This is a genomic window from Mesobacillus jeotgali (assembly GCF_900166585.1).
GTDB classification, from domain to species: Bacteria; Bacillota; Bacilli; order Bacillales; family Cytobacillaceae; genus Mesobacillus; species Mesobacillus jeotgali_A.
In genome coordinates this window covers 127,349-149,478 of sequence record NZ_FVZC01000007.1, presented here as the reverse complement: position 1 = coordinate 149,478, position 22,130 = coordinate 127,349, and the positions used below count along the sequence as shown (strand labels likewise).

The following is a 22,130-nucleotide window of genomic DNA, read 5'->3' as shown; positions in this document are numbered from 1 at the left end:
ACATACAATTATATAACCAGTAGTCAGTGAACAGTTAGTTCTTATTGTCCTTTTCCAGCAGTTCAATTATTCTGTCCAGTTTTTGTTCGATGCTCTTCTGATTGTCAGGTTTCTTTTTTAAAAAGGAAGTGACAACAAAGAAAACAGCTGCAGATAGACCAATTAATAATACGAGAAACACTAATTGGAATAATAAATCCCCAATATTCACATTAACCCCGCCTCATATATCATTTGAATAATTATACTATATTAATTGAGGTTAAACCCTCGTAAATTGATTTACATTACTCACCTCATGGATTTACTATTAAACTAAATAGTGGACGGGGGTGGTAATTATGGAAAAGTTTAGAGTTGGTATCATTGGGACGGGTTTTGGCGCCAAGGTGCATGCACCCATGATGGATCACCATGAGGGTTTCGAAGTAGTCGCGATATCAAGTGTATCAAGAGGCAATACCGAGGAGGCACGTAATGTCAGTGGTATCGAAAAAGTCTATACAAACTGGCGTGAAATGCTTGAGCAGGAGGCACTTGATGTAGTGGTGGTCGCTTCGGCAGTAAACTTGCATAAGGAAATGGTCACTGCGGCTTACGAAAAGGGAGTTCACGTATTATGCGAGAAGCCCATGGCCATGGATACGGCCGAAACTAAGGCTATGATTACAGAGAAAGACAAGGCAGGAAAACTGGGGCTCATCAATCATGAATTCCGCTTCCTTCCGGCTCGTACAAAGATAAAAGAAATCCTGGATAGCGGACAGCTTGGACAGGTTTTGCATGTCCGTTACCAATGCTCCTTTGCTAGTTATAATGGCCTTATTTCAAAACCCCGCGGCTGGCTGGGGCAGGAAGATAAGGGAGGCGGAATGCTTGGCGCCATTGGCTCCCATATGACAGATGCTCTCCACTGGTGGCTGGGCAGCACCTTTAAGGAAGTTTTCGCCCAGCTTCCCATCCACATTCCCACCCAAACCGATGATAACGGATTGACTGAACAAAGGACAGCTGACGATGCGTTCCAGATCATTGGCACCCTGGAAAACGGGGCAACCGTTACAATGGAACTCATTTCCGCAGCACGAAAAACCGATTACACATGGCATCTTGAAATCTTCGGCACAGAAGGCACCCTCGTAATGCTGGACGACCAAAAGGTATTGCTTTCTCTTGGTGACGCGCCTCTTGAACAAATAGAATTATTACCGGATTTAGAAGCACCTTCAACAATGCCTGAGGTAGCTGCGAGGTATTATAACGGCTTCCAAAGAGCCCTGGACGCCCTTCACGAAACCCTTGTTTCAGGAAAAAAGCACCCATACCTCGCTGATTTTGAAAATGGATCCTCAACTCAAAGAGTATTGGATGCAGTAAGGAAATCCGCCCGTGAAGGCAGGAAAACAGAAGTGTAATAAACGAGTTCTTGTGTCCGTCATGATTTTGATGACGGACACTTTTTCGTCTCCCCAGCCAACTTCTGTCCATCATAAACTTGATGAAGGACACTTTTCACTCTGCCAAGCCGATTTATGTCCATCATGAACTTGATGACGGACACTTTTCCATCTGCCCCGCCGATTTCTGTCCATTACAGACGTGATGACGGATACTTTCTCCTCTCCCCCGCCAATTTCTGTCCATCATAGTCGTGATGACGGACACTTTCCCCTCTCCCCCGCCGATTTCTTTCCATCATGAGTTCGATGACGGACACTTTTTTTACAGACCCTCCGATTTATGTCCATCAAGGGCATCAATTATTGTCCATAAAAAAAAGCCCTATCCTTATAAAAGAATGGGCTTGGGATTTTACATGTCACGGAGCCGCTGGTTCAGGGAGCTTAATTCCTCTTCGATTGCGGCCAGTCGGTTTTCGAGCGGATGGAGATTGCCTTTTACAGATTCGAGTTTTTCGAGATTATGCTGGAGCTGTAAGTACTCGTCTTTTAGTTCAACGATTTTATATTCAATTTCTTTTTTGTCCATTTCTGTTCCCCCTGCTTTGACAGTTTCTTCTTTAAGAATAGCATTTCCATATGCATCAGGGCACATAAAAAGGCGTACCAATTTATGTACGCCTTCCTGTATGTTTATTTATGGCTGTTTTCGTAAAGGTTGTTGTTAAAATCCTAAATCTGATTTTAACGTGATAATAGCCTTTTTGTCGGTCGGTACTAAGTTGGCAAGCGCTTTTCTTTTAAGTTAATCTTGTGAAGAAACTTAGGTAATTCCATCCTATTTTGTAGCAACAAAATTTGAGAAAAGAGCCTTATTTGTTTACTTTTGATAATAGTGTGAGGCTGTATATGGCTGCGAGGCCGACAAGGATGTAGACGATCTTTGCGATTGGACTGTCCATTCCACCGAAGAGGCCTCCAACCAAATCCCATTCAAATAATCCAACCAAAAGCCAATTTAAACCGCCGACAATAAGTAATACTAATGATACCAAATTTAAAGTTTTCATAAATACACCGCCCATTGTATAATTTTTGTATAACCTTTCTGAGTTAATTATACAAAACCTATACAAATTAAGCAAACATTTTATATAATATAATTAAGGAAGTTGATTTAAAAGCTTTTTTACTGTGTAATTTTTGTATAACTTCTCTATAATAATGAGTGGAGGTGATCAGTTTGTATAGCATCAAGCAAGTATCTGAACGACTGGATATCCCTGCTGTCACCATCAGGGCATGGGAAAACCGATACAACGTCGTTACACCCAAAAGGACCGAGGGCGGCCACCGCTTGTATAGCGAAAAAGATGTGGAAACACTCAAGTGGATTAAAAAGCAGGTTCATGAAAAAGACATGAAAATCAGTGATGCCGTCCGGCTTTTACAGGACTCTGCCCAGGAACCTGTGACACCTCCATCCGAAAATGATAAATTCAGCGAATTGAAGGATCAACTTTACACGGCACTGATCAACCTGGATTCCCAAAAAGCGAATCAGCTTGCCGACCTTGCTTTCTCTCTCTATGACTATGAGGAGGTATTCCATCATATTATGGTAAAGGTTTTGTACAAGGTCGGGGATGAATGGGAGACAGGTGCTATCAGTGTCGCCCAGGAACATTTCTCTTCACAGTTCATCATCAACCGCTGCAGCCAATTTTTAAGGGTGCTTCCAGTTAATCCACTACACCCAAAGATCCTGGCATTTTGTCCGGAGGGTGAGCACCACCAAATCGGATTGATGATTTTTAGTTTATTTTTGAAAAAGAAAGGTCATGATGTCATCTATTTGGGTCCCAATACTCCCCTGGAGGGTCTGGCAGATTTAATTAAAATGAAGGACATTAGCGTTGTCGCAATTTCCTTGACCAACCCGGATCCAGTTGGAAAGGTCGAGGATTGGATTCGTACAACCCTAAAAATGGATCCGTCCCTGAAATTCATCGTTGGCGGCAGTTGCATCAAAGATTGTCCAAAAATCGAATCAAAGTCCGTCACCTACTCGCTTGGTTCGGATTGGGACGAATGGTATGAAGCATTCATGCGCTGATCACTTAGGAGACAAATCATATTTTCCCTACCCAGAAATAGATTTTATATGGGACAAGAGAAATTTCAAAAAAACGCCTGGTAATGAACGGCACCCTTTTAACAATAAGGGTATCAATTCAGCACCAAGCGTTTTTCTATCCTTTCACAGCTAATTCACGTACCGCAAAACGTCCGATATGGCCTGGCCGATGGCGGAGCCGGTTTGCAAAATTCTTCCTGGTCAGGGGAATGCTCATATGGATTCGCCATGATTTCAAGCAATTTGACCATCACATTCAGATCCCCATTATTTGCTGCTTCAATGGCTTCTTCTACCCTGTGATTTCGCGGGATAACGGCTGGATTATTGTCACTCATCAAATCCTGGACATCTTCTTTTGACTGCTCCTGGCGTCCCAGTCGGCCCTGCCACTTTTCATGCCATTGTGTGAATTCCTCAGTCTTGAACATTTCCGATTCATTAAGCTTCCCAAAAGTCAGTGCCTTGAAAGTGTTCGTATAGTCAGCCTTATGTTGATTCATCAGGTTAAGAAGGTCAGCAATTAGCGCTTTATCCTCTTTTTCCTCATTAAAAAGACCCAGCTTCAACCTCATTCCTGACAGGAATTCACTTTCGAATATCTCAGGGAATTCAGAGAGTGCTTCCTCGGCCAGCTTTACTGCCTCATCTTCTTCCTTATGAAGCAACGGCAATAAAGCTTCGGCAAACCTCGAAAGATTCCAGCCGCCAATATAAGGCTGATTCCCATAGGCATAGCGACCATCGCGATCGATCGAACTGAACACAGTGGCCGGATCATAGGTGTCCATGAAGGCACAAGGCCCATAATCAATTGTCTCACCGCTGATTGTCATATTGTCTGTGTTCATGACACCATGGATAAAGCCTACATGCTGCCACTTCGCAATCAGAGCTGCCTGACGCCTGATTACATTTTTCAGGAATGCGAGATAACGGTTTTCTTCCTTTTCAAGTTCGGGGTAATGCCGGTTGATTGCATAATCAGCGAGTGCCCGAAGGTCCTCTGTGTCTCCCCAGTTAGCAGCAAATTGGAATGTCCCAACCCTTAGGTGGCTGGCTGCGACACGTGTAAGGACAGCACCTGTCTGCATCGTTTCCCGGATGATTTCCTCTCCCGTTGTCGCCACCGCAAGGCTTCTTGTTGTGGGAATACCCAAACCTACCATCGCTTCGCTGATGATAAACTCACGAAGCATCGGACCAAGACCTGCACGGCCATCTCCGCCACGTGAATATGGCGTTCGGCCCGAGCCTTTTAACTGGATGTCAAACCTTTGTCCATCCGGGGTGATCTGCTCGCCCAGAAGAACAGCCCTGCCATCCCCCAGCATCGTAAAATGCCCGAACTGATGCCCTGCATATGCCTGTGCAAGCGGGTTCCCTCCTTCAGGAATCTCGTTCCCACCAAAAATTGCAGCCCCGTCGTCACTTTGGAGCGCCTCACTGTCCAGTCCCAGTTCTTCTGCAAGTGTCTCATTGAAAATCACCACTTCTGGTGCTTTCACTGTCGTCGGTTTCTGCAGACTATAGAATATTTTCGGGAGTCGTGAATAGCTGTTGTCCATTTTCCAGCCAGCCTGATTGTCCGTCATTGAATTTCCTCCTTCTCACACATTTTCTTCGTACAATTCCATATCCATTAATGTATTCTTCCTTTTAGTTAATATACCCTCCCGATGGAAGGGTAAAGCTGTAATAGGTTTTTAATCAAACGTTTGATTAAAACCTGGATTTACTATTTAAAAATAACAAAAATAGGGTAAATATAAATGAATATAGAAAGGAGAATTGCCATGAATTATAAGAATATCACTATTGCCGGCAGTGGCGTTCTGGGAAGCCAAATTGCTTTTCAAACTGCATTTAGCGGTTTTAATGTTTCCATCTATGACATTAACGACGAGGCACTCGGTCGCGCAAAGGAACGCATCTTGAAGCTCAAGCCTCGCTACCAGGAGGATTTGGGAGCATCTGAGCAGGAGCTAGATTCAGCCTATAACCGTCTTTCTTTTTACAGCGATCTTGCCCAGGCGGCAGCCGATGCCGACTTGGTTATTGAAGCAGTGCCAGAAGTGGTTGACATCAAAACAGACTTTTATAAAAAATTAGGACAGGTGGCACCAGAGAAAACGGTGTTTGCTACAAATTCTTCGACATTGCTGCCAAGCCAGTTTGCGGAAGCAACAGGTCGGCCGGAAAAATTCCTCGCCCTGCACTTCGCGAACGAAATCTGGAAGAATAATACCGCTGAGGTGATGAAGCACCCTGGTACAGACATGAAAGTATTCGATGAAGTGATGGAATTCGCAAAAGCCATCGGAATGGTTGCCCTGCCATTGCACAAAGAGCAGCCAGGTTACATCCTGAACTCATTACTGGTTCCATTCCTTGAGGCTGGCCAAATGCTGCTGATGAAAGAAGTAGCCGATCCTGAAACAATTGATAAAACGTGGATGATCGCCACTGGAGCGCCAAAAGGGCCTTTCGCCATCCTCGACATTGTCGGAATCACAACTGCCTACAACATCGCCAATGCAAAAGGCGAAGCAGGCGTCCCACAGTTCAAAGAGCTGGCAAACCTTTTGAAAACAGAGTACATCGACAAAGGAAAACTAGGAGCGGCAACCGGTGAAGGATTTTATAAATATCCGAACCCGAGTTATGAGCAGCCAGGGTTTTTAAAAGCATGACTGAAGCAGCCTCATTCCATGGGGCTGTTTTTAATTTCTCCATCAATCCTGCAAGACATCTCCCATCCAGCTATCAAGGGCTTTTTTAACAATCCTGGTTCACCTAAAAAAACAGCCTAACCCCGTAAAAGGAATTAGGCTGCTTCCTATATTTATTTATTGATTTCCGTTTTTCACCCATCCGGCAACGGTCACCGTGCGCTTCGCCTGATGTTTTACCGCTGCTTCCACATCCTCGACCATATTGCCGTCCTGGTCGACGGTTACGCTAGTGCCATAAGGATTTCCGCCAGCTCCGAATGTCACTGGATCGGTATAACCTGGCGCAGCGACAATCGCTCCCCAGTGATACATCGTTGTGTAAAGGGAGAGGATGGTTGCCTCTTGTCCGCCATGCGGGTTCTGTGCAGAGGACATTGCGCTCACTACCTTGTTGACCAGCTTGCCCTGGGCCCACAGACCGCCTGTCGTATCAAGGAATTGCTTCATTTGAGATGGCATGTTTCCGAAACGTGTCGGGACACTGAAGATGATGGCATCTGCCCACTCCAGATCGTCTGGCGTTACTTCAGGAATGTCCTTTGTCGCTTCAACGGTTGCTTTCCATGCTTCATTGCCTTCGATTGCTGATTCAGGAGCCAATTCTTTTACCTTAAAGACTTTGACCTCTGCTCCTGCCTCTTTCGCGCCTTCTTCGGCCCATTTCGAAAGCTGCACATTCGTTCCACTCATACTATAAAAGATGACTGCTAATTTAACCATTTTATCCGCCTCCTTTATTTGTATGTGTTCCACAAAGAGCTGGTCTGCAAACCCTGTTTACAGATACTCTTTTTCAATATTTCTCGTGCTCCGGACTGTATCAATCGGCCGCACAAAGTCCTCAATCTGCTCCCGCTTCGATTCAAGGAACGGTGGCAGGGAAAGTTTTTCACCGAGTGTTTCATATGGCTCATCACCCATGAAGCCCGGACCATCAGTTGCCCATTCGAACAGAATTCCTGGCGCCACACGTGCATAGAGTGATTCAAAGAAGAATCGGTCTACATATCCTGACGTGCCAAAACCTGATGCTTTCATGTGGTCGATCCATTCATAAAGGACCGACGTGTCAGCAACGCGGAATGCAGCGTGGTGCACAGTACCAAATCCCTGGCGTCCTGCTGGAAGAACCTTATTGTCCTCGACGATAACCTCCGCCCCATTCCCGCCTTCACCCATCTCGAATAAGTGAAGCGAACCTTCTTTTCCAACCTCACGCATGTGCATCACTTTTTCCAATACCTCTTTAAAATAATCGAAACGTGATATCCGGATGTGAAGCGGCCCAAGACCAGTAATCGCATACTCAAGCGGAACAGGCCCATTTTGCCATGGTGTCCCTGAAGCTACTCCCTTATTGTTTTCATCTGAAACCAGCATATATTGCTGGTCATCAAAATCGACGAAGGATATTGTTTTCTTGCCGAACAACTCCTTGATGCCCGTGTGCTTGACTTCATACTTATCAAAGCGTTTTACCCAGTACTCCAGCGCCGCATCCGTCGGCACCCGGAATCCTGTTTTATAAATCTCGTCCGTACCATGAGAACCCTTTGGGATCCCAGGGAAATCAAAAAATGTCATATCCGTGCCTGCAGATCCCTTATCATCCGCAAAAAACAAGTGATACGTCCGGATATCATCCTGATTGACCGTTTTTTTCACAAGCCGCATTCCGAGTACATAGGTAAAAAACTCATAGTTTTTTTCCGCGCTGCTTGTAATAGCTGTTACATGGTGTATTCCTCTTAGTTCGTTCATCTTCTCTCTCCTTTATCTTGAAATCGAGATATTACCTCAAAAAAATATCTATCATTACTATATCCTTTTTTGCCAAAAGGAAAACAAACTATCTTGAATTCGAGATAATTTTATCATGCAAACAAAAATTGTGCAAGGCAGAAGTTTGAGTCCAGAAAAAAAGCCTTTGAGGCACCAAAGGCTTAAGATTTTAAAAGCTCGCTGTATTTCGGCTTTCTCTCCAGCTCTTTTTTAGCATAAGAGCAAACAGGGTCGATTTTCAAACCTTCGTTCTTGGCTTTTTCCGCAACATGCCGGACCAGCTCCTCAGCTATGCCCTGGCCTCGATAGTCTGGATCTACTCCCGTGTGATTGACGACCAGGACTTCATCGCCATCCCGCGTAAACGTCACTTCCCCAACTTCGAGCCCGCTCGCATCCTTCGCGACAAAACGGCCATCTTCTTCGGAATATTGGAATGTCATCCTTACACCTCCGCAAATTCATTCAAGATATCTAATTATACCCTTAAAACCAACAATCATGCATACAACGGGATTGATGTTGGCAGTCTAATAAGAAGGCTGTTTTCATAAAGGTTGTTGTTAAACGTGATAATAGCCTTTTTGTAGGTCGGTACTAAGTTGGCAAGCTCTTTTCTCTTAATAAGCGTTAATCTTGTGAAGAAACTTAGGTAATTCCATCCTATTTTGTAATCAATAGCAACAAAGTTTGAGAAGAGCCAATAAGAAAAACGAATGGATGGTAACCTTGGAAAAAGAAAGAATAAAGGAGTTTGACAAAATCGTTGAATTGGGGGAGCAAGGTCAGAAGGCTTTGAACCAATATTGGCTGGATTACTCCCTATATGCTTCCGTTGAATATTTGATGATGGTCCTCTTCCTTGTCGGCCCTCTCATTTTATTATTTTTTAAAATCGATCGGACGAAAATTTTCAGGATTGCGTTCTTTGGTTACAGTATCCACATGATTTTCGGGTATCAAGATCTTTTTGGGAGAAATATGGGGTACTGGAATTATCCTTTCCCAGTTATCCCGGTATTGCCGGGAATCTCGCTCGACTCAAGTCTGATCCCCGTTACCTTTATGCTCGTGTACCAATGGACGATCAACCATAAAAAGAACTATTATCTTTATGCAATCCTAACCGCAGTCATTCTCTCTTTTGGGTTCAAGCCATTACTGGTTGGTTTAGGTCTTTTTAAAATGTACGAGGACGTCAGCTACTTCCATTTATTTATAAGTTATCTATCGGTGCTCATTCTAGCTAAATTGCTGACAAATCTATTTGTTTGGATGAAGAATCACTACGAATCCCATCATACTTTTTCCGAAAAGGAACCAAATTAAGGCCAGATTCACTTTGGGAATCTGGCCTTATATTATCATTACCTAAAGACACTTTTCGGCACATCAAACTGATTCCATAGAAATAAAATAAAGACCGCGGAAGTTATCCAGGCAATCACCGGGTTATGGAAATGGAGCTTTAAAATAAGAAACATAACAGCATTGAAGAACATAGACCACCACATATTCCAGCCATTGAAGTATTTGATTAGATGAAAATGAAGATCTACCAGCTCATTGACAAAATAAACAGCTACCCACGCCAGGTAATATAATAATTTTTTTATACTGCCTTGCCTGGGGAAGTGAGCTAAATACGCCAGGCATGTGGCCGTATACTTGATCGCCATGATAGAAAAAGAAATATGAGTGTTTGTGATTCCTGCTTCTTTGTCCCCTTGTGAAGGAATATACCTCCACATCGGATAATGATCTGATAATAAGTACAAATAGAGAAAATCCCCCAGCACAAAAAAGAGCAGTGTTGGATAGTACTTCCTCCAATTCTTCCAGTCTCCCCATTTCACTAATATTCCTGTCCAAATCAACCCGTAAATTGTATTGACCATAATCCCGCCTCTTCTATACAAATAAAGGAAATCATTTTTCAGTATAGCCAATAATCTCAGTTCACAATCTTGGAGAATAAATAACGCAAATAAAGGCAACCTACAAAAAGCTGTAGCGATTGGGAGGATCAGGGAGGTTGCCATTATGAAGAGAACCACGGAACAAAACATACTAAGGATGCTGATCGCCATTGGCATTTTCGCATTTTACAGGCTGGTGCGAAAACCGCCTGTCAAAGACTGGCTGCTCATTTTCTTTTTGAAAAGCTATTTGGCTTCCATCCTTGATACTCTGCTTGTCAAGAAAGGGTATTTAAAATATCCTGTATCCTTATTTAAAACCTTTGATATCAGCGTCATCTTTAGCTATCTGATTTTTCCCGTTTGCTGCGTTTACTTTAATCAAGTCACCAGGAATTCCGGTATTATCTCCATTTTGCTTAAATCCCTTTTATTCAGTGCACCTTCTGCCATGGCAGAGTCATGGCTCGAACGCAATACAAAGCTGATCAAATACAAGAAAAATTGGACTTCCATATATAGTTTCTCTTCCATCGCCTCTACCTTCCTCGCGGTAAGATTTGTCATGGGAGGAATACGGAAACTTTCCAATAAGGTTGAAAATTGAACCATATTTAATATAACCCCGGGATTCCCTTAACATTTATCCTCTAAACTGAAACAAAGCCAGGAAGGAGGCTGAATGAATGAGGGAGAGCATGACCCCGGAGGAAAAACAAAAACTGGCGGAACTTAAACTCGCTTTGCTTAATTCAAAGTCTGATGAGGAGAGCGGGACTTTACTCGCTGCCATTGAACGGCTGCTTAATACCGCCAAAAAGCGCCATAGATTCATGGCGACATTGGAGCGGGAATAACAGTGGACCTCCACTGTTCTTTTTTTTGGTCAAAAAAAAGAATAGGGGATCCCCCTACTCTACTTTTACCTGTTCTAATAATTCTTCTTTATGTCTAATTCAATTTTTCCAATTCAGCTAATTCACTTTTTGACCTATTTCAATTTTTCCAGTTCAGCTAATGTCGCCTGGATATCATCATCAGTCAATGGAGCGAAGCCAGTTTCAGCAGCAACTTCCTGTGCATTTTTCATCGTATACATTGCGTAGTCAAGTACCTCTGCCTTCTCCTTGGCTTTGTTTACGTTCAAGTATGTGAATACAGGGCGTGTGAACGGTGCGTAATCTCCATCTTCTTTAATTGTTGATAGTGACGGTTCAACAGGCCCATTTCCGAAATCCACATTCACTGCAGCCAATTTATCTTTGTTGTTCGCATAGTAGCCATATCCGAAAAAGCCGATCCCGTTTTTATCCTTGGAAACAAGGTCAACCAGTGTGGAGTAGTCCTGCTGCAGGTTGATGCCTTCAACCAGATCTTTTTCTTCTAAAATGTTTTCAAACATGAATTCGTAGGTGCCATGGTTTTCATTTGGTCCATATGTGTTGATTGGCTCATCCGGGAATTCAGGGCGTACATCAGACCATTTCTTCTTGCCGCCTTCAGCCAGGAAGATGTCGACGATTTCTTCTTTTGTCAGGTCCTTCGCCCAGTCATTTTCTTTATTGATGACGATCGTCAAGCCATCCAAAGCGACCTTCATTTCTTTCACATCGATGCCAAGCTCTTCAGCTTTTGCCTTTTCTTCGTCTTTGATCTGGCGTGAAGCATCATTGTAGTCCGTACCGTCTTCAACAAGGAATTTCTTGAAACCAGCAGAAGTCCCTGAGCGGCTTACTTCCACAGATACATCTTCCTGCTTGCCCATATAGTTCTCAGCCATTTTTGCCATGAATGGGTAGACCGTGCCAGAACCGTCAATCACGACGCTGCCTTCAAGTTGAGTTTCATTTCCATTAGAGCCATTCTTCGCTTCCGCATTGCTCTCTCCATCTGAACAAGCAGTCCCAAAGGCCATTACAGACGCAAGCATGGTAAACATCGCTAACTTTTTAAAACTCTTCATCCCTTAATTCCCCCTAATATTTTGTCCGTTGCTACAAGTACAAGATTACTAGAAGGTTATTAACGGTGTTTTAAGGAGTTGTAAATTAATTGAAAAGGATTGTTAAAGAACATTAACTCTTTCTTTAAAGAGCAGAGTTTAATATAGTGGAACAAAGGAGGGCTCAAGATGAACTTTGTATTGGAAACAACCGATCCAGAAAAAACGATCAGTTTGGAAACAGCCATCCAGGGAAAGCCGACAATGGCCGTTTTCGTCCGCCACCTTGGCTGACCCGTTTGCCGGGCATATCTCACGCAGTTGCGTGAGCGAATAAATGAAGTAGAAGCGACAGGCTACCAGGTTATTGCTGTGGCCCCGTCCAAAGGAACATTTATAAAGCAGTTCATTGACCATTTCGGGCCATTCCCTTTCCCGATCCTCGGCGATCCTTCAAGGGAAGCATACCGTGGCATGGGCCATAAAACGATGCCTAAATGGAAGCTGCTAACGAAAGCCGGAATTAGATTCATTACTGGACAGGTCAAAGACTTTATCCCTAAAGAGGAAAAGCAGAAAGAATTTGTATTGAAATCGATGAAAACACAGGACGTTTACATCCAGGGAGGAACATGGCTCTATTCAGCCGAAGGAGAACTCTTGTGGAAGCATATCGATGAATCACCAGAGGACCACGCAAAAATTGATGACGTATTGGAGCAAATGAAAAAACGCTGATCAGCCTGCTGCGATCAGCGTTTTTTCTTGTCTTCTTTTTCAGAAGCTTGTTCAAATAATTGAGAAACATAACCCTTCAGCTCAAAACCTTCTTCATTCATAAATTCAGTGATTTGTTTCATTGTAATCTACCTCCGATTTAATATGTTGTTAGGAATAGTATTCCCGCTCTATCAAACTTTTAATCAACCAATGATTGGAAGTCTATTAATTTAGACGGACAGTAGTTTGGAAAAGTTTCACATTTTTTTTAAAAAGAGAGAGTATCAGCTACCCTCTCAGTTATTTAACTTCCACATGCTGTAATTGAGCCGGAGCGCATATGACACCCATGCGATATAAGGCAGCATCAGCCTGCCAGCAACTTTATCTTTTTGATAATATTGATAAGTTGTTAACGTAATCATACCCAGGAGCAGGCCGATCTCCGCAAAAGCAGTCCCCCGCAGGTTCCATTTGAAAAATAAGAACGACCAGAGAAAGTTTAACCCAAGCTGGATATCATAAAGAGCCTCCGCCGCTGCAGTTGGCTTCTTTTTCATCGAAACCCGATAATTCGCCAGTCCCATCGTCGCATACAGACCCGTCCACACCACCGGAAACACCCATGAAGGCGGTGCAAACTCCGGTTGCTTCAGCTTCCTGTACTTCTCCTTCGCATTCCTCGTCGCAATCATCCCCGTCACCATTCCGCCAACAACAGGAATCAATAACTCCTTCACCAATTTCCCCTTGTCGACCTTCCCATTCACCGCAAATACACTCATGATTCTCACCTGCCTTTTTCATACTTTTACCTAATATCTGTGAAAAAAACCTTTGAGGTTGCGAACGCAAACCTCTCCAAAGTTCCCTTACTTCTGACAGCTTTTGCCCAAGCACCACCAAACCTGTCCAAAGTTCAGCTCACTTCTGACAGCTTTTGCCCAAGCACCACCAAACCTGTCCAAAGTTCCCCTTACTTCTGACAGCTTTTGCCCAAGCACCACCAAACCTGTCCAAAGTTCTCCTTACTTCTGACAGCTTTTGCCCAAGCACCACCAAACCTGTCCAAAGTTCCCCTTACTTCTGACAGCTTTTGCCCCAGTACCCCCAAACCTGTCCAAAGTTCCCCTTACTTCTGACAGCTTTTGCCCAAGCACCACCAAACCTGTCCAAAGTTCCCCTTACTTCTGACAGCTTTTGCCCAGTACCCCCAAACCTGTCCAAAGGTCTCCTTACTTCTGACAGCCCTTTGCCCAAGCACCACCAAACCTGTCCAAAGTTCTCCTTACTTCTGACAGCTTTTGCCCAAGCACCACCAAACGTCCCCGAAGCTGTCTAAAGAACCAAAAGGCTGACTTTTAAAATAGCTGTCATCTCCCCCAAGTATCCTTTGCCAGCAACAAAAAAAGAAGCATGAACGAATCCATGCTTCTCCTCTCTTACTCCCCGGCGCTCAACCACATCTCCATCGCCTGCTCAAGCTCGCTGTTCAATTCGAGTTTCCTGCTATACAGCTGATCAAGCTCTGCATAATCCTGTTTAACGCCCATCACTAAATCAAGCTCCGAGATTTCCTTTTCGAGGCTTTCTATTCTTCTTAAAAGCTTCCCGCCAGGATCCGGTTGCTGCACCTGCTGAAGCAATCCCGCCTTTTCCTTCTTCTCCTTAAAAACGGGCACCGCCTCGATCGCTGCTCTCTCTCTTTTATAATCATCATAATTACCCTGATAGCTTTTCAACCCGCAGTCCTCAATCGCAATCACGCGCTCGCCGATTTTATTGATGAAATATCGGTCGTGGGAAATGAAGAAAATCGTGCCTTTGAAATCTTCCAGAGCGGCCTCAAGTGTCTCAATGGAATCGATGTCCAGATGATTCGTCGGCTCATCGAGAATCAGCAAGTTGATATCATCGAACATCAGCATCGCCAGTTTGAGACGGATCCGCTCGCCGCCTGACAGGAATTTCACTTTTTTGAAGACACTCTTTTTGTAAAACATGAACTTCGCCAGATACTCTCTTGCCTTGCCTTCGACAATCCAGATTCCCTCCCGGAAGCACTCAAGTACCGTAAGCTCTTCATTTTCAAAAACAATCTTCTGGGGCAGGTAAGCAGCCATTACATTCGCCCCCAGCTCAACCACTCCAGCATCCGGATCTTCCTCGCCCAAAAGCATCTTCAGGAAGGTCGTTTTCCCGCTGCCATTGGCTCCAACCATCCCGACTCGCTCGCCATAATGGACCATCAAATCAGCCCCGTCAAAAATCACCTTATCATCATACCGCTTTGACAACCCCACAGCCTTGATTGTCTCTTTTCCCGACCTATTGGCATCATTGAAATGCAGCCTCATATTCCTGCGCTCAAAAATTGGTTTATCAATTCGGTCTAGTTTATCGAGCTTTTTCTGGATGCTCGCCGCGCGCCGAAAGAACTTGTTATTGTCTGCGCGCATCGCCCAGTCACGCAGGCTCGTCACCTGCTTCTCCATATTATTGACCTTTTTTTGCTGCTCACGGAAATGCTCATATTGCACCCGCATATTTTCTTCCTTTTGACTGATAAAAGCCGAGTAGTTTCCCTTGTAGCTGATTGTTTCCATGTCCTCAATCTCGACGATTTTGTTCACGACGTTATCCAGGAAGTAACGATCATGCGAGACGATCAGCACGATGCCTTTATAATTTTTCAAAAAGCCTTCGAGCCATTCAATCGATTCCATATCCAGATGGTTAGTCGGCTCATCGAGCAGCAGGATATCCGGCTGGTGAACCAGGATTTTTCCGAGACCAACCGATGTTTTCTCCCCTCCGCTCAGCAAGTCGAAATCCCTCTGCAAAAAGTCTTCCGTAAACTTAAGCCCGGTGCAAACCCTGCTTAGCTTTTCCTCCTGTTCATAACCGCCCTTTGCTTCATATAGATTCACCAAATCACTATATTTATTGAGCGCTTTTTCCAGTGCCGCATCCTCTAAAACCTGCATCTTTGCCTCGATTTCACGCATCTGTCTTTCAACGTCATGAACCTCTTCAAAAGCCAGTTTCAGCACATCAATTACTTTCAGGCCGGCAGGATACAAAGGCATCTGTTCCAAGTAAGCGAACGACGCTCCCCTCGGACGATGAATCAACCCTTCATCATAGCCCGGGCTCGAGGTCTGTGGGTAGCCAGGATAATAATGCATTGGCTCGATTCCAGCAATCACTTTAAGAATCGTGCTTTTGCCGCTTCCGTTTGCCCCGACAATCCCGACCTTATCCCCTTCAAAAGCTTCCAACGTAAAACTATTCACGACAAGCGTCGCTTCCATATATTTTTTAATTCCATGCACTTTCAGTTCCAACATACAAATCCCTTCTTTCATCCATAATGAAGCTACGCTTTTTATGGACAGCACAAAGAAGAACCCATTTACTATTCCTTTTTTTCAATATAAAAAGACTGCAGGAATCCCTACAGTCTTGAATCAACATGTTCAGCAAGCCCAAATAAGCCCATGCCAAAATATCACTATCCCGATTCAGTAAAGTAAGTTTTCTTCTAATCGCTGCAATTCCATAAAGAGCATAACGAAATAAACCTATTCAGATAGGCTTTTTATACTCAATACAAAACCCTTATTAATAAAATTATTAATCAGCAATTAGATGTTGGTTCCATAAACTTACTTTCCCTCCTAAACCATTTGCTTTATTATCTCCGATTTACATAATTTTGTAAATAATCTTGGGTTTTTTCATTTATTCTTCTTCTTGAAGGACGAGCATAGAATGATAGAAAACTGTTCAGCAGAAAGGATTTAAGCAATGGTTCCGTTTCGTTCCAAGCTTACCGCTTCGCTTTACGCACTTTTATCGATCAGCTTCTGGGGAGTTTCCTTTGTTTCTGCAAAAGCCCTGCTTGATAAGCTCGATCCCTATTCCATATTGGTGTTCCGCTTTGGTTTAGGGGCTTTGTTTTTATTGATGATATTAATGCTCCAGGGCTCACGGCTCCGTATTTCAATTGGGTATATCCCTCATCTTGTTGTCCTCGGAATACTGGGTATCTTCGTCCATCAAGTGCTGCAGGCGACGGCCTTGTTAACGATTTCTGCCTCTTCTGCCGGCTGGCTGATTTCATTTTCTCCTATTTTCACTGTCATCCTCTCAGGTCTATTTTTGCATGAAAAGATGAATGTGAAAAAAGCAGCCGGAATGCTTATTGCGGTAACCGGAGTCTTTATGGTCACTACCACTCGAAGCGGCCACTCCTTTGAGTTCTCCATGAACATCGGCTTCATTCTGATGATCCTGAGTACGCTGAACTGGGCAGTCTATTCCATCCTTTTAAAAAAAATGCGCATTCCTTACCCTGCTGTTGTCGTAACATTTTACATGAGCTTAACCGGCTTCGTACTCACTCTCCCTTTTTTAATCCGGAACAGAGGCTGGGAGTCCCTGCCCTTACTGTCACAAACAGAATGGGCAAATCTTCTGTTCCTTGCTATATTCGTGTCTGGAATTGGATATTGGTATTGGGGAAAAGCACTGGAAGTATTAGATGCTTCAAAGGTATCCATTTTCTTATATCTCGAGCCTTTGGTCACCCTGATTTTCGCCATTATTCTTTTACATGAAAAATTCATCCTCATAAGTGCTATAGGCGGAATCATAATCATAATAGGAGTGATAATTGTAAACGGTGGTCTAGTTCCCATGCTTTTGCGCTTTTTCCTAAAAAAATCACCATGAATCAGGAGGAAGGTTGTATGACTTTAAATCCTCAGGCCAAAAGAATATTGGATTCGCTTAAAGCTCCATCAAAAACCGAGATGAAAGAGGCCCTCGGCAAGCTCAACATGACCGTTGCAAATTTAAAGCCAGAACTTAAATCTGCTTCTGGAAAGCCTTATTTTCGTAAACTTTTGTACAAAAGCGAGGATGTCGAGCTTCTGGTGATGAACTGGTCAGATTTAGAATGCGCTCCACACGATCATGGTGATTCCCATGGCTGGATCCTGGTTCTCGGTGGGACATCTGTTAATTCAGTTTACGAAGTCAATGGCAACAGCCTGCCCAAAGAGCTGTTTAAGGAGTTTCACCATCAGGGAAAAGACTTCTACGCTCCACGGAAAGGGATTCATAAAATGCAGGCAGATGGCGAAGCGGGACTCGTCACTCTCCACCTTTATTCCCCGCCCATCAGCGGGATGAAGGTCTACGATTTTGAAAAGTGTGCCGCCTGTATCGTCTCCGATGACTGCGGAGCATGGTGGCCAGAGGAAACCTATCAGAAGGTCAAAGAAATTCGGCTTGCCAAACAAGAAGACGGCTCTCATATTTCATGAGAACCGTCTCTTAAGATTTCTATTCCCGGAATTTCAGCGTCATGCCCTTCAAAAAATTCCGGGCGAATTTATCCCCGCATTCGCGGTAGTTTTTATGCCCTTCCTTCCTTAAAATCGCCCCGAGCTCCCCTTTGGAAACACGGACTCCGGCAAGGTCGAAAATCTCAAGCATGTCCTCACTCGTGAGCGACAGGGCGATTTTCACCTTTTTCAACAGCTGATTGTTCACACTTTCCCCGGTCAATGGGGGAGTTCCCATCTCACCAGGACGCTTCCCTCTTTTAAAAGTAACCAGGCCATTTAAAAACTGCTCCATCATTGCATTATTGACCCTTATGTAATCTTCAGGCAGATCATCGTATTCATCTTCATCCACCTTCTTCAGCATCTGCTGTACGTCTTCCTTCTTCAAGTCGATGCCGCCAAGCTCGAACATTTCCACCATATCGGTATCCTTGATATCGAGGGCATAGCGCAAACGGATCAAAATATCGTTGTTAAGCATGAAAGAACCTCCTATAACCCAAACAAAATTATCCAGACTCTATTGTAGCATACGCAAAGTCAGCATAAAAATAAGGCGGTGATCATCTTAAACAGGAGTCTCTTCTGAAAGATTTTTTCTGGAGACCTATCTGCAATATTTCATAAAGGGTAATTCGTATTCAGGAAACCACTCCCGCTGGATTTGGGTATATTATTAACAATCAAAAGGAAAACGGAGTGAGGACATGACTGATTTTTGTGCATACTTATGGCCAGAGGAACCAACCCCTATCGGGCAGCGCAATTGCGGTGACTGTCGTCTGAATGAGCATGGGACCCGAATGGTCTGGGGGGAAGGGAATCCCGAAGCTCCAATCATGATTCTGCTGGACAATCCGGGATCACGTGAGGATCGGGAAAATCAGCCTTTTGTATGCGGAACGAGGAAAACGTTGCAATTAGCAGTACACGACGCTGGATTAAAAGCGGAGGATCTTTATATAACCTATATTTTAAAAAGGAAACCACTGCGCGCCTATGATAAAGAACGAACCAGGCATATTTGCATGAAGCACCTCAAGGAACAGCTCGATTCCAAAAAACCTGAATTGATTATCTGCCTTGGCAACGTGGCGGTCCAATCCTTCTTTCAGGATTCGGAAAAGGAAGTCAAATCGCTTCGCGGAGAAGTTCATGATGTCCGGGGACATAAAACAGTCGTTGCCTATCATCCGTTAGCCGTAAGAAGGCGTCCGAATCTTTGGCCATTGTTTTTGGAAGACATGAAGCTTGCAGCGGAACATTTCCATAGATAAACTTTTTTTGCTGCTCTTTATGTGGGGGACAGTTCGTATCCACGGGTTTAAACAATCTAATTTGATTCAAACTAATATAAGTAAATTGAATTCCATAGGAGGTATTTTTCATGACCCAGGATAGAAGAGTAGCGGAGGAATTGCAAAGAATGATGACCGCTAACCAGGTGCCGGTATCAGCCCAGGAAGACATAAATGAAATTTCAGACAGTCTTGCGGGCGGTTCTGTCACACTGCAGGAATTGGAAAATAGAGATCCTTTCATTGTCGATATCATCCATAGGGCCGCAGCACAAAGTGAAAAAGGACAGTGAATCAGTTCATTATAAAAGGAGAGCTTACCAAAAGCCCTCCTTTACAAAAGCTATTTTTCATACTAAATAATAACTGCCGGCCTATTTCGTCTCTCTATGCAGCGTATATCTCTTCAAGCGAGGGCAATATTTTTTTAATTCAATCCGGTCCGGATTATTCCTTTTATTTTTAGTTGTAATGTAATTCCTGTCTCCCGTTTCCGTACATGCAAGCGTAATTTTGACTCTCATCTTTCTTTCCTCCTGATTTTAGTCTTATAAACTCTGAACGATTCTTTCTGCGGCCTGACGCGCACCGGAGATATTCCGGGCAATCGGGCCAATTTCCAGTTCGGCAAGAGATCCGATCACGTATAAGTGAGGGCACCATTCTAGCTTTGGATTGACAATTGGATAGCCACACCAGGCACATGAGAGGTCCAACTTTTCGATCACCTTGTCCAGCCATCCTCCGCCAGGACGCCCGGGCTTGAATCCTGTGGCAAAAACGATGGAATTTACGTTGACCTCTTGTTGCGCAAGTATAAGGGTGATCTCTTCCCCGTCCCTTTTAGTAGCTGATGTAACTTCACCATCCACTACCTTAATCTTTTGTTCATTCTCATGTTTCTTAAGTTTCTGGAACAATTCCGAAGTCAGCGTCCCTTTATTCCTGGCACGTGTAATAACATCCCTGCGTCTTTCATAATCGCTGATCTGACGAAAGGCAGTTTGTTTATTTGGGCCTAGCCATCCCGGGTCGCTGTCAAAGTCAAAAACTCTGAAGGGATGCCTTTTGATTAAAGTGACCCCTCCCGGATACATAGCAGCTAGCTTGATTGTCAGATGCGCGGAGGTGATTCCTCCTCCTACTACGGCAATAGGAGGCTTCAGTTCCTCGATACAGGCAGTTTTATCGAAGATATGAAACACCTGGTTTGATTCTTCATGAAGTGAGTCTGCCCATTCAGGAATAAACAACTGGTCATTTACATTTAGGGCCAATACGATATTCCTGCCAGCCAAGCTTTTACCGTCTAATGTATGGACACGCCAGTGATCCTTCTCTTTATCGATGTCACTCACAAAGCCTTGCTGCCAGGACTTTTCCAAAGCTGTCTCTTGAAAGAGATGATGACTGTGTTCGTTAAATATCTTCAGCGACGGACGCTTGTATGGACCGTAAAACTCGTTATCCTTTAAATTCTTTTTCTTTGTAAAACTGATTAAGCTGAAAGGATCGGCATCTAGATGATGGACGAATGGAGAACGAAGAAACTTCATATCAATTAACCCAGTATTTCTCGTCCAATTGGTTAAAGGTTTTTCATGCGGGTCAATGATACAGAGATTGTCTGGTAAAACCTTATTGTTTTTCAGCAAAAAGGCCGCTATCGTACAACCTTGTATCCCCCCTCCTACCACAATCCATTCAAACATTTCGGTGCCTCCTAATAATAGTGCGATATAAAACGAAATCATTACGATTTATAAATCAAAAAAAATCAAGAATGAGCTTCATTTACTGAGAAATAAAAGTACTTTACATTGTCATTACTGCCATGGTTTCTTGAATGGACTTTTTCTGTCAGATCAATCCATATTGCGTTTTCAAGCTTTCTCTCCAGCTGCCGATTGATAAAATGTTCTGCTTCTGTCATTAATGCCATCAGCTGCCCAAATGATAAATTAAATTGCCTTGCTGCCTTCCTGTGAGGAGAATGCTTTACCAGGAGGCCCATGAACTCTTCCGATGTCGAAGCTTGATTTGCCAGTTGGTCCTCAAGCTTAACAACATATTCATAAACATCTCTTTGTTCATTTGGAAGTGTTTTTATAATCTCTCTAGACAGAATTTCCATCAAATGTGAATTCATACCTTGTACCTCACCTGGCTAAAATTCTATTTGTTCTTGAAATTATATCTCTTCATGAATCGTTCAGTCCGGCCGCCACGGTCGGAGAACTTTTGGACTCCAGTATAAAATGGATGAGTATCAGAGCTTACCTCTACTTTAATAAGCGGGTAAGTGCTGCCATCTTCCCATTCGATTGTCTGATTCGATGACTTGGTCGAACCTGTTAAAAACTTAAAGCCGCTGTTTGTATCCATGAATACTACTTTATGATAATCGGGATGAATGTTTTCCTTCATAGCATACTCCTCCAATCTTTTTACCAGCTTGATTTTGTCACGCCCGGAATCTGGCCTTTATGGGCGTATTCGCGGAAAGCAATACGCGACATTTTAAATTTACGGAGATATCCACGCGGACGGCCTGTCACTTCACAGCGATTTTTCAAACGAGTGGGTGCAGAATCACGAGGAAGTTTCCTGAGCGCCTCGTAATCGCCCTTTTCTTTCAATTCCCTGCGCAATTCAGCATATTTCAATACTAGCACCTGGCGTTTTCTTTCTTTAACTACTTTAGATTTTTTAGCCAATTTACTTACCCCTTTCTCTAAAAGATAATCGTAATCATTACGATTTATACATAACATAGAGATATTTAAACACATTTACTCCCCTTTTGCAACTTCATTGGATAGCTAAAAAATTTTTCTCTT

General features: G+C 43.6%; 27 protein-coding genes and 1 pseudogene. 11 read left to right on the top strand and 17 right to left on the bottom strand.

What is annotated here, in order from left to right:
• Positions 1 to 34 precede the first annotated feature (34 nt).
• Entirely contained in the window at positions 35 to 211 is a 177-nt protein-coding gene (locus tag B5X77_RS02105; RefSeq protein ID WP_079504637.1) for a DUF4083 family protein, read from the bottom strand.
• A 130-nt stretch (positions 212 to 341) separates the two neighbouring features.
• Between B5X77_RS02105 and B5X77_RS02100 the strand changes: the two genes are divergently transcribed.
• Positions 342 to 1,415, top strand: a complete 1,074-nt coding sequence (locus B5X77_RS02100) for a Gfo/Idh/MocA family protein (protein WP_079504635.1) — start codon at positions 342 to 344, stop codon at positions 1,413 to 1,415.
• Between the two features lie 397 nt (positions 1,416 to 1,812).
• On the opposite strand, the gene B5X77_RS23140 is transcribed toward B5X77_RS02100, so the two are convergent.
• Positions 1,813 to 1,989 (bottom strand): SE1832 family protein, encoded by a 177-nt coding sequence (locus B5X77_RS23140; protein ID WP_176167202.1) that lies wholly within the window; start codon positions 1,987 to 1,989, stop codon positions 1,813 to 1,815.
• A 283-nt stretch (positions 1,990 to 2,272) separates the two neighbouring features.
• Positions 2,273 to 2,470 (bottom strand): DUF378 domain-containing protein, encoded by a 198-nt coding sequence (locus B5X77_RS02090; RefSeq protein WP_079504631.1) that lies wholly within the window; start codon positions 2,468 to 2,470, stop codon positions 2,273 to 2,275.
• 173 nt (positions 2,471 to 2,643) lie between these two features.
• Here B5X77_RS02090 and B5X77_RS02085 point away from each other — a divergent pair, with 173 nt between their 5' ends.
• Positions 2,644 to 3,516, top strand: coding sequence for a MerR family transcriptional regulator (locus B5X77_RS02085; RefSeq protein ID WP_176167201.1), 873 nt, complete (start codon positions 2,644 to 2,646; stop codon positions 3,514 to 3,516).
• Between the two features lie 155 nt (positions 3,517 to 3,671).
• Here the strand turns inward: B5X77_RS02085 and B5X77_RS02080 are convergent, their stop codons facing one another.
• The gene (locus B5X77_RS02080) at positions 3,672 to 5,132 is read right to left on the bottom strand and encodes a protein adenylyltransferase SelO (protein WP_079504627.1); all 1,461 of its coding nucleotides are present in this window, start codon (positions 5,130 to 5,132) and stop codon (positions 3,672 to 3,674) included.
• Between the two features lie 201 nt (positions 5,133 to 5,333).
• Here B5X77_RS02080 and B5X77_RS02075 point away from each other — a divergent pair, with 201 nt between their 5' ends.
• Positions 5,334 to 6,230 carry a 3-hydroxyacyl-CoA dehydrogenase gene (locus tag B5X77_RS02075; protein ID WP_079504625.1) on the top strand — a complete coding sequence of 299 codons (897 nt, stop codon included), beginning with the start codon at positions 5,334 to 5,336 and terminating at the stop codon, positions 6,228 to 6,230.
• 156 nt (positions 6,231 to 6,386) lie between these two features.
• On the opposite strand, the gene wrbA is transcribed toward B5X77_RS02075, so the two are convergent.
• The 3 genes from wrbA to B5X77_RS02060 form a co-directional block, all read right to left on the bottom strand.
• On the bottom strand, positions 6,387 to 6,992 hold the full coding sequence (gene wrbA, locus B5X77_RS02070) for an NAD(P)H:quinone oxidoreductase (RefSeq protein ID WP_079504623.1): 606 nt from the start codon (positions 6,990 to 6,992) through the stop codon (positions 6,387 to 6,389).
• A 57-nt stretch (positions 6,993 to 7,049) separates the two neighbouring features.
• Positions 7,050 to 8,033 carry a ring-cleaving dioxygenase gene (locus B5X77_RS02065; RefSeq protein WP_079504621.1) on the bottom strand — a complete coding sequence of 328 codons (984 nt, stop codon included), beginning with the start codon at positions 8,031 to 8,033 and terminating at the stop codon, positions 7,050 to 7,052.
• A gap of 182 nt (positions 8,034 to 8,215) precedes the next feature.
• The gene (locus B5X77_RS02060) at positions 8,216 to 8,497 is read right to left on the bottom strand and encodes a GNAT family N-acetyltransferase (RefSeq protein WP_079504619.1); all 282 of its coding nucleotides are present in this window, start codon (positions 8,495 to 8,497) and stop codon (positions 8,216 to 8,218) included.
• Positions 8,498 to 8,783: 286 nt separating this feature from the next.
• On the opposite strand from B5X77_RS02060, the gene B5X77_RS02055 reads away from it, so the two are divergent.
• A complete protein-coding gene (locus B5X77_RS02055) occupies positions 8,784 to 9,383 on the top strand; it encodes a hypothetical protein (protein WP_079504617.1) in 600 nt (199 codons plus the stop codon).
• Between the two features lie 38 nt (positions 9,384 to 9,421).
• On the opposite strand, the gene B5X77_RS02050 is transcribed toward B5X77_RS02055, so the two are convergent.
• Positions 9,422 to 9,952 carry a CBO0543 family protein gene (locus tag B5X77_RS02050; RefSeq protein WP_079504615.1) on the bottom strand — a complete coding sequence of 177 codons (531 nt, stop codon included), beginning with the start codon at positions 9,950 to 9,952 and terminating at the stop codon, positions 9,422 to 9,424.
• 145 nt (positions 9,953 to 10,097) lie between these two features.
• Between B5X77_RS02050 and B5X77_RS02045 the strand changes: the two genes are divergently transcribed.
• Entirely contained in the window at positions 10,098 to 10,580 is a 483-nt protein-coding gene (locus B5X77_RS02045) for a CBO0543 family protein (protein ID WP_079504613.1), read from the top strand.
• A 79-nt stretch (positions 10,581 to 10,659) separates the two neighbouring features.
• Positions 10,660 to 10,830 (top strand): hypothetical protein, encoded by a 171-nt coding sequence (locus tag B5X77_RS23135; RefSeq protein ID WP_176167200.1) that lies wholly within the window; start codon positions 10,660 to 10,662, stop codon positions 10,828 to 10,830.
• Positions 10,831 to 10,964: 134 nt separating this feature from the next.
• Here B5X77_RS23135 and B5X77_RS02040 read toward each other — a convergent pair whose 3' ends face one another.
• Positions 10,965 to 11,936 carry a PstS family phosphate ABC transporter substrate-binding protein gene (locus B5X77_RS02040; protein ID WP_079504611.1) on the bottom strand — a complete coding sequence of 324 codons (972 nt, stop codon included), beginning with the start codon at positions 11,934 to 11,936 and terminating at the stop codon, positions 10,965 to 10,967.
• A 285-nt stretch (positions 11,937 to 12,221) separates the two neighbouring features.
• Here B5X77_RS02040 and B5X77_RS02035 point away from each other — a divergent pair.
• A pseudogene (locus B5X77_RS02035) lies at positions 12,222 to 12,653 on the top strand (peroxiredoxin-like family protein); the annotation flags it as partial.
• Between the two features lie 278 nt (positions 12,654 to 12,931).
• On the opposite strand, the gene B5X77_RS02030 reads toward B5X77_RS02035, so the two are convergent.
• Together B5X77_RS02030 and abc-f are read right to left on the bottom strand one after the other, a co-directional pair.
• Positions 12,932 to 13,420, bottom strand: a complete 489-nt coding sequence (locus B5X77_RS02030) for a TspO/MBR family protein (RefSeq protein ID WP_079504607.1) — start codon at positions 13,418 to 13,420, stop codon at positions 12,932 to 12,934.
• Positions 13,421 to 14,077: 657 nt separating this feature from the next.
• Positions 14,078 to 15,985 carry a ribosomal protection-like ABC-F family protein gene (abc-f, locus tag B5X77_RS02020; RefSeq protein WP_079504603.1) on the bottom strand — a complete coding sequence of 636 codons (1,908 nt, stop codon included), beginning with the start codon at positions 15,983 to 15,985 and terminating at the stop codon, positions 14,078 to 14,080.
• A gap of 460 nt (positions 15,986 to 16,445) precedes the next feature.
• Between abc-f and B5X77_RS02015 the strand changes: the two genes are divergently transcribed.
• Entirely contained in the window at positions 16,446 to 17,372 is a 927-nt protein-coding gene (locus tag B5X77_RS02015) for a DMT family transporter (protein WP_079504601.1), read from the top strand.
• A 17-nt stretch (positions 17,373 to 17,389) separates the two neighbouring features.
• Entirely contained in the window at positions 17,390 to 17,968 is a 579-nt protein-coding gene (locus tag B5X77_RS02010; RefSeq protein ID WP_079504599.1) for a cysteine dioxygenase, read from the top strand.
• 19 nt (positions 17,969 to 17,987) lie between these two features.
• Here B5X77_RS02010 and B5X77_RS02005 read toward each other — a convergent pair whose 3' ends face one another.
• Positions 17,988 to 18,473: a YehS family protein gene (locus tag B5X77_RS02005; protein ID WP_079504597.1), complete on the bottom strand. Its 486-nt coding sequence runs from the start codon at positions 18,471 to 18,473 to the stop codon at positions 17,988 to 17,990.
• Between the two features lie 226 nt (positions 18,474 to 18,699).
• On the opposite strand from B5X77_RS02005, the gene B5X77_RS02000 reads away from it, so the two are divergent.
• Both B5X77_RS02000 and B5X77_RS01995 read left to right on the top strand, forming a co-directional pair.
• A complete protein-coding gene (locus B5X77_RS02000; protein ID WP_079504595.1) occupies positions 18,700 to 19,269 on the top strand; it encodes a uracil-DNA glycosylase in 570 nt (189 codons plus the stop codon).
• A gap of 110 nt (positions 19,270 to 19,379) precedes the next feature.
• On the top strand, positions 19,380 to 19,583 hold the full coding sequence (locus B5X77_RS01995) for a hypothetical protein (protein ID WP_079504593.1): 204 nt from the start codon (positions 19,380 to 19,382) through the stop codon (positions 19,581 to 19,583).
• Between the two features lie 81 nt (positions 19,584 to 19,664).
• On the opposite strand, the gene rpmG is transcribed toward B5X77_RS01995, so the two are convergent.
• The 5 genes from rpmG to rpsN form a co-directional block, all read right to left on the bottom strand.
• Positions 19,665 to 19,814, bottom strand: coding sequence for a 50S ribosomal protein L33 (gene rpmG / locus B5X77_RS01990; RefSeq protein WP_079504591.1), 150 nt, complete (start codon positions 19,812 to 19,814; stop codon positions 19,665 to 19,667).
• 24 nt (positions 19,815 to 19,838) lie between these two features.
• Positions 19,839 to 21,002, bottom strand: coding sequence for an FAD-dependent oxidoreductase (locus tag B5X77_RS01985; protein WP_079504589.1), 1,164 nt, complete (start codon positions 21,000 to 21,002; stop codon positions 19,839 to 19,841).
• Positions 21,003 to 21,067: 65 nt separating this feature from the next.
• Entirely contained in the window at positions 21,068 to 21,439 is a 372-nt protein-coding gene (locus B5X77_RS01980) for a hypothetical protein (RefSeq protein ID WP_079504587.1), read from the bottom strand.
• Positions 21,440 to 21,465: 26 nt separating this feature from the next.
• Positions 21,466 to 21,717 carry a type B 50S ribosomal protein L31 gene (locus B5X77_RS01975; RefSeq protein ID WP_079504585.1) on the bottom strand — a complete coding sequence of 84 codons (252 nt, stop codon included), beginning with the start codon at positions 21,715 to 21,717 and terminating at the stop codon, positions 21,466 to 21,468.
• 20 nt (positions 21,718 to 21,737) lie between these two features.
• Positions 21,738 to 22,007, bottom strand: coding sequence for a 30S ribosomal protein S14 (gene rpsN, locus B5X77_RS01970; RefSeq protein ID WP_079504583.1), 270 nt, complete (start codon positions 22,005 to 22,007; stop codon positions 21,738 to 21,740).
• Between the last annotated feature and the right edge of the window lie 123 nt (positions 22,008 to 22,130).